We start from the raw sequence: 12,515 nt of genomic DNA on the forward strand, positions 1-12,515 counted from the left end.
TACAATTCGATTTTATTATCACAGTACAATAAATTAATTTTGCACAACAATACACAACTACAATAGCACGAGCGAAGCGACTGCATGTGACCTTTAAAAAAATAACTACGACGAATGAAATACACCACACGACCTCAAGCCCTCTTACTACTAGCTGACGGTACCATCTTTTACGGGAAATCAATCGGAATCACCGGGAAAACCTTTGGCGAAGTTTGTTTCAATACCGGAATGACCGGTTACCAGGAAATCTTCACGGATCCGTCTTATTTCGGACAAATCATGGTAGCGACTAATCCGCACATAGGAAACTATGGTGTCAACGCCAACGAAGTAGAAGCCGATAAAATCATGATTTCAGGTTTGGTTTGTAAAAACTTCAGCTTTACCCATTCACGTCCCGATTCAGAAAGCAACCTTTATGACTATTTCGAAAAACAAAACCTAATCTGCATCTCCGATGTCGATACCAGAGCTTTAGTAAGCTACATCCGAGATAACGGTGCGCAAAACGCTGTAATCTGTACAGACGGAACGCCGGTAGAAGAATTGAAAAAATTATTAGCCAATGTACCCGATATGAAAGGCCTGGAATTGGCCTCAACCGTGTCTGTTACTGAACCTTACTTTTTTGGAAACGAAAACGCAACTTACAAAATTGCAGCCTTAGACTTAGGAATCAAGAGAAACATCTTGAGGAACTTGGCCAAGCGTGATTGCTACATCAAAGTGTTTCCGTACAACACAAGTTTTGAAGAACTAAAAGCTTTCAATGCAGATGGTTACTTTCTTTCAAATGGACCGGGAGATCCCGAACCGCTGACAGGCGTAATTGAAACTGCCAAAGAAATGATAGCTTCAGATCAACCGGTTTTTGGCATCTGTTTAGGACATCAAATTATTGGTTTGGCTAACGGCGTGTCGACTTATAAGATGTTCAACGGGCATAGAGGAATTAATCATCCTGTCATGAATGTCTTGACCGGCAAAGGAGAAATTACCTCGCAAAACCACGGATTCGCTGTCAACAGAGAAGAGCTGGAAAAACATCCCGATTTAGAAATTACCCATTATCATATCAACGACAATACCGTAGCCGGAATGCGTATGAAATCTAAAAACTGTTTCTCGGTGCAATACCATCCGGAAGCCAGTCCGGGACCGCATGATTCCGAATACTTGTTTGATGAGTTTGTGGGTAATATTATCAAAGCCAAAAGCTTACAAACGGTTTAAGGATTCCTCCCGAGACTTCGGGATAGCCCCGATTGGAGAAGTTGCCGCGCAACTCGTAAAGCGGGAAAATAGATGGCAAATATGACCGAACCATTCGCTCCGAAAAATTCGACTATACTAAAACGTTTGCGTTAATAACATTCGAAAAAATTGTCAAATTCCTAAAAAAAGATGGAATATATTTGTAATATATCTAAAATCTAATATCAAATATTTAATATTATAAAAATGAGTATTATTATTAAAGTACACGCAAGACAAATCTTGGATTCCAGAGGAAATCCAACCATTGAAGTAGATGTAGTAACCGAAAACGGCGTTTTAGGTCGTGCTGCTGTTCCAAGTGGTGCTTCAACCGGCGAACATGAAGCCGTAGAATTGAGAGATGGTGGCAAAGCTTATATGGGAAAAGGCGTTTTAAAAGCGGTAGACAATGTAAACACTAAAATAGCTCCCGAATTAATGGGCGTTTCGGTTTTTGAACAAAACCACATCGACCAATTGATGATTGATTTAGACGGAACAGCCAACAAATCTAACTTAGGTGCCAATGCCATTTTAGGCGTTTCTCTGGCCACGGCTAAAGCTGCGGCTAATGAATTAGGATTGCCATTATACCGTTATGTTGGTGGTGTTTCTGCCAATACTTTACCGGTGCCCATGATGAACATCATCAATGGTGGTTCACACTCTGATGCGCCAATCGCTTTCCAAGAGTTTATGATTATGCCGGTAAAAGCAACGTCATTCACCCATGCCATGCAAATGGGAACAGAGATTTTTCACAACTTGAAAAAAGTATTACACGATAGAAATCTTTCGACAGCCGTAGGTGACGAAGGAGGTTTTGCACCAAACCTTGCCGGTGGAACAGAAGATGCTTTGGATACGATTAAAAAAGCAGTTGAAAATGCAGGTTACAAATTCGGTGACGAAATCATGATTGCCCTTGACTGTGCTGCTTCTGAGTTTTATGTTGACGGAAAATACGACTACACCAAATTCGAAGGTGCAACCGGAAAAATCAGAACATCAAAAGAACAAGCAGAATATTTAGCGTCTTTGGCCACAAACTATCCAATCATTTCTATCGAAGACGGAATGTACGAAGACGATTGGGAAGGTTGGAAATACTTAACCGAATTAATCGGAAACAAAACCCAATTGGTTGGAGACGATTTATTCGTAACCAATGTAGAGCGTTTATCAACCGGAATTGAGAAGGGAATTGCCAATTCAATCCTGGTAAAAGTTAACCAAATCGGAACTTTAACAGAAACCATCGCAGCAGTAAACATGGCGCACAATGCCGGTTATACTTCGGTAATGTCACACCGTTCAGGAGAAACGGAAGACAATACGATTGCCGATTTAGCAGTGGCTTTAAACTGTGGTCAAATCAAAACCGGTTCGGCTTCGCGCTCGGATCGTATGGCCAAATACAACCAGTTATTGCGCATCGAGGAAGAATTAGGCAATACGGCTTATTTCCCGGGCGTCAAAGCTTTTAAGCAGAAGTAATATTTTATAATGTTGATTTACACCTGATAGGTTTTTAAAACTTGTCAGGTGTTTTTTATTTTATACATTTCATTTGATTTTCAACCAAATAAGTTCCTTTAAAATCAACTTTTTTTATATTTTTACAAGCTTAACAACCAACACCACTACTATGAAAAAATATTACTTTTTGTTGCTTTTCCTTTTAGAATTATCGTTAGTAAAAGCACAAACCACCATCTCAATTTATGATAGCGTATTGTTTTATGATGGCTATGCAGCGCTGGTAAACCATCCAACAGAACCCGATGTAGTCAGATTGCGAAATGATTTGTTTACTAAAAAATTAACCCCCGAAGTATTGTCGCAAATCGGGAATACTTTAACGCTTGATATTTCAATTTCTGCCGCTTGTGATAATTATGACCGAATTGGAAATATTAATTTGGCGTTAGTACCCAAAGGGTCTTTGTTTTATAGTCCGGCCTCAACAAGCAGAATTGAATTGGGCAGATTTATAACACCGTTTATGAATAAAAATGTAGCACCCAATTTGGTGCCTTACACTTTTACAGTAGATAACGTCACCAAAATATTAAAAGATGAGTATCTCAATACGCTGTATGATTTTTGGATAGAGTTTGAATTGTTTGGTGTGCCTTATGCAGCCAATACACAAATCGCTGGTTGTTCCGGTAGAAATGATGTGTTTTACGGAACATTGAATTTTGTAACCAATACTGATACTTCAGTGCCCGACGATACTTTTATCTTGCCTTTAAATTTCAAAAAGGATTTGAATAACTATGCTGCCGGTGCTACAGATGAGATTGGAACAACCGTAAGAACCATCAATTTTAATCTTGATTCCCAAATTAATAATGCTAAATTTTATTTGATTACGTCCAACCATGGTGCCAACTCGGGTGGAGAAGAATACAACCGAAGATGGCATTATGTTTCTTTAGATGCTAATCCGATATTAACTTATCGTCCCGGTGAACTTACTTGTGAACCCTATAGGATTTACAATACACAAGCCAACGGAATTTATGGTCCAACCCCAAGAACACCTTCACAATGGCAATCATTTAGCAATTGGTGTCCGGGCGCAGTTATTCCTATACGCGAAATTAGTTTGGGGAATTTGAGCGCCGGAGCTCATTCTTTTGTGATATCAGTGCCTGATGCCGTTTTTGTAGGAGCACAAGGTTATATACCGGTTTCATTATACTTACAAGGCGAAAATACGGTTTTAGGAGTAGAAAATTTTACCCGTTTAGACTTTGAATATTATCCGAATCCAACAAATGACTTTATCACAGTTACGGCCAACAGTGCTATGAAGTCAATTCAATTGTGTGATATGCAAGGTAGGGTTTTGATGACTCAAGTTAGCGAATCGTTACAAACCACCATTGATGTTTCAAATTATTCTAACGGAATTTATTTCCTAAAAGTTCAATCAGCTAGCGGTGAAAAGACCAAAAAAATAGTGAAAGAGTAGTAGTGGTTCCCAAAATTTACGGCAAAAGAAAAATCCTTTAAAGAATCTTCTTTTGCCGTTTTTTATTTTCAATCGAGAGTAGTACTTTTGCGCATGCAACACAACGTACTTATTTTAGATTTTGGTTCGCAATACACACAACTTATTGCGCGCCGCGTTCGCGAATTAAACATATTCTGCGAAATTTTTCCGTTCAATCATTTTCCAGATGATTTATCGTCCTACAAAGCAGTTATCCTTTCGGGTAGCCCTTATTCTGTAAGAGCCGAAGACGCTCCTCATCCTGATTTATCTCAAATTCGAGGCAAAATGCCACTCTTGGCGGTTTGTTACGGTGCCCAATATTTGGCCCATTTCAATGGTGGTGAAGTAGCGCCAAGTAACATCCGTGAGTATGGCAGAGCCAATTTGTCTTTCATCAAAGATGACGAAGCTTTCTTTGAAGAAGTAGCTTTAAACAGTCAGGTTTGGATGAGTCACAGTGATACGATTAAGCAAATGCCAACCAATGGTGTATTGCTAGCCAGTACCAAAGATGTAGCCAATGCTGCTTACCGTATTGAAGGCGAAAAAACCTACGCCATTCAATTCCATCCCGAAGTATATCACTCTACCGACGGAAAACAAATTTTAGAAAACTTCTTAGTCAAAATAGCCGAAGTGCCGCAAAACTTTACGCCAAATGCTTTCGTGGAAGACTGCGTGAAAGAATTGAAAGAAAAAGTAAAAGACGATAAAGTCGTACTCGGACTTTCGGGCGGTGTAGATTCTACCGTGGCAGCTGTATTGTTGAATAAAGCCATCGGTAAAAATTTGTATTGCATTTTTGTAAACAATGGTTTACTTCGTAAAAATGAATTCGAAAACGTATTGCACCAATACAAAGACATGGGATTAAACGTAAAAGGCGTTGACGCTTCCGAACGTTTTCTTTCAGCTTTAGACGGAATCGAAGAACCGGAAGCCAAACGGAAAGCCATTGGTCGCGTCTTTATCGAAGTGTTTGATGATGAAGCGCATCGCATTGAAGATGTAAAATGGTTGGCACAAGGAACTATTTATCCGGATGTAATCGAATCGGTCTCGGTAAAAGGACCATCGGCTACTATCAAATCACACCACAATGTGGGTGGTTTGCCTGATTTTATGAAGCTACAAATCGTAGAACCTTTGCGAATGCTTTTCAAAGATGAAGTACGTCGCGTTGGAAAAACATTGGGCATTGATCCTGAACTTTTAGGAAGACATCCGTTCCCGGGACCGGGATTGTCTATCAGAATTTTGGGTGCAATAACGCCTGAAAAAGTTAGAATTCTGCAAGAAGTAGACGCCGTTTTTATCAACGGATTAAAAGAGCATGGTTTGTATGATAAAGTTTGGCAAGCCGGAGCTATTTTGTTGCCGGTCAACAGTGTAGGAGTGATGGGAGATGAACGTACTTATGAAAAAGTGGTTGCGCTTCGTGCCGTAGAATCTACCGATGGGATGACTGCAGATTGGGTTCATTTGCCTTACGATTTCTTGATGAAAATCTCTAACGAAATTATCAATAAAGTAAAAGGAGTAAACAGAGTGGTTTATGATATCAGTTCAAAACCGCCTGCCACGATAGAATGGGAATAGTTTTTGTTAACATAAAAAAGTTAATGAAAAATAAAGCAATAAACATTGCAAGTCAAAAGTTTTGTTAACTTTAACGTTAAATAAATGACCAATTTATGAAAAACCGAATTATTTTCTCACTGCTTTTTGTACTGAGTGTCACGTTTAGCGCTTCGGCGAAACAGGACAAATATGTCAAGCACACTGTGGCACAAGGAGAAACTATTACGATAATAGCACAAAAATACAAGGTAACTCCTTTTGATATTTATAAACTTAATCCCGATTCCCAAAACGGAATTCAATTGAACAGCGTTTTGTTGATTCCGCCATCATCGGCAGAGCCAACAGTAATTCCGCCAAAGCAAACACAACCTAAAAACAATTCAAATCCAACCACTCATTTGGTGCAACCCAAAGAAACCTTATTCAGTCTTTCCAGACAATATGGTGTTTCGGTTGAGGCTATAAAAGAAGCCAATGGTGAGTTGTTAAAAGACGGTTTGAAAATAGGACAAACGATAAAAATTCCTTCGGGTGAAGCCAGTAAGGAAACTTATGAAAAACCACCTCTAGAAAAACCGGTTCAGGCACCTAAAGAAACGCCAAAATCGGTGGTGAAAAGTGAACCGAAAGTTGAAGCACCAAAAGGAAATGTTGCTTATCATATTATCGAACCAAAGGAAACCAAATACGGGATTTCTAAAAAATACGGGATGACCATTCAAGAGTTGGAAAGATTAAATCCGGCCATTGTTTCTGATTTTCCCGTAGGATTAAAATTAGTGGTTTCAGGAAATGCACCGGCAGTTGCTTCAAAGCCTGCAGTATCGGCTGAGCCAATTAAGGACAAACCTGCAGTCGTTAATCCTGGTTCAGGCAAAAAGTATTTACAGGAATATGTGGTTAAGCCAAAGGAGACCATACAAAGCATAGCAACCGATTTCGGTATTACGGAAGCCGAATTAATTCAGTTAAATCCTGAATTGAAAAAGGGAATCAAACTCGGCATGATTTTGCGCGTACCCATGGGTGAAAAAGTAAATGTCCCCAAAAAGGAGCAAGGCAATTTGATGAAGAATTTAAACACTAATGCGAGGAAACAACTCGCATTACTTTTACCCTTTAATATCAGTAAGATTGAAAATGATACTGTCAATTCAACCCAAGCGCGTTTAAAAAAAGACAAGTTTCTTAACCTGACTTTAGATTTTTATTCAGGTGCTTTAATGGCGGTTGATTCTGCTAAAGTGTTGGGAATGAATATCGACATTAAAATTTTTGATTCACAGGAAACCAAGAGTAATTCCAATGTAGCTGCATTGGCTCAACAAAATAATTTAGCCGGGATGGACGCGATTATCGGGCCATTTTACCAAGCCAATGTAGAGAAATTAGCCGAATTAGTGGAGTCAACTAAAACGCCGGTTATTTCTCCATTGTCAAAAGAAATCGGAAAGAAATTTACTAATTTGTACCAATCAATGCCTTCATTAGAGCAAATGCGCGCTTCTGTTTTTCAATACATGAAATCCAAAGGTGGCAATATCATAGCTGTAGTTGATGCCAAAAAAGGAAGTGTAAAACAGTATCTTCAGGAAATGCAAAGCGATACGAAGTTGGTTGGTTTGAGCGCCAAAGGTTCTTTTGTAGCGGATAGTTTGCGGTTGCATTTGCAAAAAGACAAAATGAATTATGTACTGTTGGCTTCCGAAAGTACCGGAATGATTTTGGCCATGACCAATGCGATGCTGGCTGCTCAAAAGGATTATCAAGTACAATTGGTAATCATGGAACCGAATGAAACCTTGGATTTTGAAGAAATATCTTTGACTCGATTAACCAAATTGAAATTGCTTTATCCGTCATTGTCAAGACCTAATGAAACTGTTGAGGCCAATCAGTTCGATACGAAATATAAGAAGCTAAATAAGATTATTCCAAATCAATATGCTATAAGAGGTTTTGATGTTACTTTTGATACTTTGCTGCGTTTGTCTCAGGAAAAAACTTTTGAAGAAACCATACAAGCTGATGCATCAGAGCAAATTGAAAACAAGTTTGATTACACCCAAAATACCACTTACGGTTATTCTAATAACGGAATCTATATTTTGTATTACGATACCGATTTAACAATCAAAGAAGCTTTATAATGCCCACATCCAGAGTTACTTATTTAGGAGATTTGCGTACGTCTTCGATTCATTTGCAATCCGGAAGTGAAATCATTTCCGACGCACCATTAGACAATAACGGCAAAGGAGAAGCTTTTTCTCCAACGGATACAGTCGCCAATGGATTTGCCAGTTGTATGTTTACTGTTATGGGAATCAAAGCCCGAGAAATGGGTGTGGATTTTTCAGGTTCAACCGCTGAAGTAACTAAGATAATGGCCGCTGACCCAAGAAGAATTTCAGAAATTCACGTTACATTTGAAATGAATGTTGAAGCCGATGAGAAGACCAAAACTATTTTGGAAAGAACCGCTTTAACTTGTCCGGTGCATTTTAGTTTACATCCCGATATCAAAAGAGAAATTGTTTTTAATTGGAAATGATTTAGAATAAAGAGAATAGAAAATAGAACATAGATTCTTTCTCATTAATTTCAAGTCTATGTTCTATATTCTTTATTCTATTTTCTTTTAATGAATTCACAACAACAACTTCTTATCAAGCTCGCCCATACCAAAATGCCTTTCGGTAAATATGAAGGCTACTATTTGATAGATTTACCTGAATATTACGTGGTTTGGTATTCCCAAAAAGGCTTTCCAAAAGGACAATTAGGCGAACAACTCCAACTCGTTTATGAACTCAAATTAAACGGCCTGGAAGAATTGGTGCGCAATATCAAAAAGCAATACCCTAAGAAAGATTATTAGATTTTTAGACTACTTAGACAAGTTAGATTACTGGATTTTCTTTTTTCTAAAAATCTAACATTTTAACAATCTAACAATCGAATTATAATTGTATTTTTGCCTCGTTTTTTACAACAACAACACAACAACATAATTTACAATGAATCCAACACAAACAAAATACATTTTTGTTACCGGCGGTGTGACATCTTCTCTTGGAAAAGGAATCATCGCAGCTTCTCTGGCCAAGTTACTACAGGCTAGAGGGTATCGAACGACCATACAAAAGTTTGATCCTTACATCAATGTCGATCCGGGAACTTTAAATCCCTACGAACACGGAGAATGTTTCGTAACGGATGATGGCGCGGAAACCGATTTGGATTTAGGACATTACGAACGTTTCTTAAACGTTCCGACTTCACAAGCCAATAACGTAACTACAGGAAGGGTTTATCTTTCTGTAATTGAAAAAGAACGAAGAGGAGAATTTTTAGGAAAAACAGTTCAGGTTGTACCTCATATCACCAATGAGATCAAAGAGCGTATGCAATTGCTTGGAAAATCAGGCGATTTTGATATAGTAATTACAGAAATAGGAGGAACAGTCGGTGACATTGAATCGTTACCTTATATTGAGTCTGTACGTCAATTGGTTTGGGAATTAGGCGAAAATAATTCGATTGTGATTCACTTGACTTTGGTTCCTTTTTTGGCGGCAGCCGGAGAATTAAAAACAAAACCAACCCAACACTCGGTAAAAACGTTGATGGAAAGCGGAATCAAAGCTGATATCTTAGTTTGTAGAACCGAGCACGAATTGTCAGACGAATTGCGTCAAAAATTAGCGTTATTCTGTAACGTAAAACGCGAAGCAGTAATCCAATCAATCGATGCTTCAACGATTTATGAAGTGCCTAATTTGATGTTGGAAGAAGGTCTGGATATCGTGGCTTTAAAGAAATTAAATTTACCCAAAAAAGCAGCCCCGGATTTAAAAACCTGGAATACTTTTTTGCATAGATTAAAACATCCGAAACAAACGGTTAACGTTGGTTTGGTTGGAAAATATGTAGAATTACAAGATTCCTATAAATCGATTTTAGAAGCGTTTATTCATGCCGGAGCGGCGAATCAGACGAAGGTAAATGTAATCAGTATTCACTCGGAATATTTGGATGAAGCTAATGCTGCAGAGCAATTGCAAGGTTTAGACGGAATTTTAGTGGCACCGGGATTTGGTGGCCGTGGTATCGAAGGTAAAATCGAAACGGTTCGTTATGCCAGAGAAAATAATATTCCTTTCTTCGGAATTTGTTTGGGAATGCAAATGGCTGTGATTGAATATGCCAGAACTGTACTTGGTTTGAAAGACGCCAATTCAACCGAAATGAACGAAGAAACAAAGCATCCGGTAATTTCGTTAATGGAAGAACAAAAAACCATCACCGATAAAGGCGGAACCATGCGTTTAGGGTCTTGGAAATGTGATTTAACTGAAGGTAGTTTGGCGAAAGAAATTTATGGTAAAAGCCAAATCCAAGAGCGTCATCGTCATCGTTATGAGTTTAATAATGAGTACAGAAAACAGCTGGAGACGGCCGGTTTAAAAGCTTCGGGAGTTAATCCTGATACCGGTTTGGTAGAGATTATCGAATTAGAAAAACATCCTTTCTTTATCGGTGTACAATACCATCCGGAATATAAGAGTACTGTTGCCAATCCACACCCAATTTTTGTTAGCTTTGTGGCCGCAATGGTAAAACATAAAAAATAAAGTAGTAACAATTAATCCCTTGTTGCTTCTTATGACAAATAATTAAAAAATGGAACAAAAGAAATTTGATTTTAATTCGATTATCGGTTTTGCTTTAATCTTTGTAATTATCCTTTGGATGATGTACAATAACAGAGAAGACGAAGTAAAAAATCAGGCCAAAGCCAAAACAGAAAAAGCGGCAGAAGCCAAGGCTAAAGGAGAAGCAACTAAAGAAGTAGCCCAAACCATCACCGACACTACTGTAGCCGATTCGGTTAAAATTCAAAAACTTCAAGGTGCTTTAGGCAGTTTTGCTTATTCAGCGACTTTACCTTCTGCCAAAGAAGAATTCACTACTATCGAAAATGAATTGATGGTGTTAAAAATTGCCAATAAAGGTGGTTTTATCGCGGAAGCAACACTCAAAAATTTCAAGAAGTTCGATAAAAATTCTAAAGAGTTAGTAGAATTAATCAAGAATAACAACGCTAATTTCAATTTGCAGTTGCAAACCAAAGACAACAGAGTGTTGAATACCAAAGATTTATTCTTTGAGCCAACCTTGACTAAAGTTGATGGTAACCAAGTGCTTTCGATGAAATTGAAGTCGAGCGCCAATAGTTATTTGGAATACAAATACGTATTAAAACCGAATGATTACATGCTTGATTTCGATATCCGTTCCCAAGGTTTAAACACCACTTTGAACACCTCAAAACCGGTCGATTTCCAATGGAACATGAAAACCTACAGAAACGAAAAAAGCATCTCTTATGAGAATCGTTATGCCGAAATTGTTTTCGAATATGAGGAAGGAAAAGACGATTATGTAGGACAAGGAAAAGACAAAGAAGAAACCCCGGAAAAGGTTACTTATATTGCTTACAAACAGCACTTTTTCTCTTCAATCTTGTTGACTAAAACGCCTTTTGAATCCACCAAGTTGCACTCGAATGATTTAGTAGACGATGTTTCTAAGGATACTATTTTTACTAAAGAATTCAAAACTAATTCAGCTTTAGCTTATGCCAATGGTGAGTTAGATTATAAAATGAATTGGTATTACGGTCCGTCAGATTATACTGTTTTGAACGACTATGACCGAAACTTAGATGAAATTATCCCATTAGGTTGGGGTATTTTCGGTTGGATTAACAAATTCATTTTTGTGCCTTTATTTGGTTTTCTAAGTACTTTTATGGGATTGGGTATTGCGATTATTGTCTTCACGATTTTGATTAAAATTGCAATGTCGCCTATTACCTTTAAGTCGTTTTTGTCACAAGCCAAGATGAAAGTATTGCGTCCTGAGATCATGGAAATTGGTGAAAAATTCAAAAAAGATCCAATGAAAAAACAACAAGAAACCATGAAACTCTACAATAAAGCGGGAGTGAATCCGATGGCAGGTTGTATTCCGGCTTTGATTCAAATTCCGTTTATGTATGCGTCATTCCAATTCTTCCCGTCAGCGATTGAGTTAAGACAGAAAGGTTTCCTTTGGGCAGATGATTTATCTTCTTTTGATGCTGTAATTACCTGGGATACTCACATTCCGATTATTTCTGCTATTTATGGTAACCACATTAGTTTGTTCCCGATTTTAGCGGCTATTGCAATCTTCTTCTATATGAAAATGACTTCAGGTGATCAAGCCATGGCACAGCCGCCACAAGACGGTATGCCGGATATGGGGAAAATCATGAAAATCATGATTTACTTGTCGCCAATCATGATGTTATTGTTCTTTAATAATTATGGTTCAGGTTTGAGTTTGTATAACTTTATTTCCAACTTAATTACTATTGGTATCATGTTGGTGATTAAAAAGTACTTCATCGACAGCGATAAAATTCATGCTCAAATTCAGGAAAATAAAGCCAAGCCAAAAACAGAAGGCAAGTTCCAAAGAAAGATGCGTGAAATGATGGAGCAAGCCGAAGAACAAAAAAAGCTTCAAAACAAAAAGAAATAACTTCCGAATTATAAATTTTCAAAACTCTGTTTAAAAATATACCTTTAAGCAGAGTTTTTTATTTTTAGAC

The 12,515-nt window shown here is 37.9% G+C and carries 9 protein-coding genes; all 9 read left to right on the top strand.

Going from position 1 to position 12,515, the window contains the following annotated elements; translation table 11 throughout:
• The first annotated feature begins 114 nt into the window (after positions 1-114).
• The 9 genes from carA (at position 115) to yidC (ending at position 12,445) form a co-directional block, all read left to right on the top strand.
• Positions 115-1,236 (top strand): glutamine-hydrolyzing carbamoyl-phosphate synthase small subunit, encoded by a 1,122-nt coding sequence (gene carA / locus P7V56_RS05480; RefSeq protein ID WP_171222665.1) that lies wholly within the window; start codon positions 115-117, stop codon positions 1,234-1,236.
• A gap of 228 nt (positions 1,237-1,464) precedes the next feature.
• Complete coding sequence (gene eno, locus P7V56_RS05485) at positions 1,465-2,757, top strand: phosphopyruvate hydratase (RefSeq protein ID WP_171222666.1); 1,293 nt, start codon at positions 1,465-1,467, stop codon at positions 2,755-2,757.
• A gap of 151 nt (positions 2,758-2,908) precedes the next feature.
• Positions 2,909-4,243, top strand: coding sequence for a peptide-N-glycosidase F-related protein (locus P7V56_RS05490; protein ID WP_171222667.1), 1,335 nt, complete (start codon positions 2,909-2,911; stop codon positions 4,241-4,243).
• Positions 4,244-4,336: 93 nt separating this feature from the next.
• Positions 4,337-5,866, top strand: coding sequence for a glutamine-hydrolyzing GMP synthase (guaA, locus tag P7V56_RS05495; protein WP_171222668.1), 1,530 nt, complete (start codon positions 4,337-4,339; stop codon positions 5,864-5,866).
• A 95-nt stretch (positions 5,867-5,961) separates the two neighbouring features.
• The gene (locus P7V56_RS05500; RefSeq protein WP_171222669.1) at positions 5,962-8,001 is read left to right on the top strand and encodes a PBP1 and LysM peptidoglycan-binding domain-containing protein; all 2,040 of its coding nucleotides are present in this window, start codon (positions 5,962-5,964) and stop codon (positions 7,999-8,001) included.
• Positions 8,001-8,405: an OsmC family protein gene (locus P7V56_RS05505; protein WP_171222670.1), complete on the top strand. Its 405-nt coding sequence runs from the start codon at positions 8,001-8,003 to the stop codon at positions 8,403-8,405. Before P7V56_RS05500 ends, P7V56_RS05505 begins: the two co-directional genes overlap by 1 nt.
• A 90-nt stretch (positions 8,406-8,495) precedes the next feature.
• On the top strand, positions 8,496-8,732 hold the full coding sequence (locus P7V56_RS05510; protein WP_171222671.1) for a DUF3820 family protein: 237 nt from the start codon (positions 8,496-8,498) through the stop codon (positions 8,730-8,732).
• 139 nt (positions 8,733-8,871) lie between these two features.
• Complete coding sequence (gene pyrG / locus P7V56_RS05515) at positions 8,872-10,488, top strand: CTP synthase (protein ID WP_171222672.1); 1,617 nt, start codon at positions 8,872-8,874, stop codon at positions 10,486-10,488.
• Positions 10,489-10,537: 49 nt separating this feature from the next.
• The gene (yidC, locus tag P7V56_RS05520) at positions 10,538-12,445 is read left to right on the top strand and encodes a membrane protein insertase YidC (RefSeq protein WP_171222673.1); all 1,908 of its coding nucleotides are present in this window, start codon (positions 10,538-10,540) and stop codon (positions 12,443-12,445) included.
• Positions 12,446-12,515 lie beyond the last annotated feature (70 nt).

The sequence above is a fragment of the Flavobacterium sp. IMCC34852 genome (assembly GCF_030643905.1).
Classification (GTDB): domain Bacteria; phylum Bacteroidota; class Bacteroidia; order Flavobacteriales; family Flavobacteriaceae; genus Flavobacterium; species Flavobacterium rivulicola.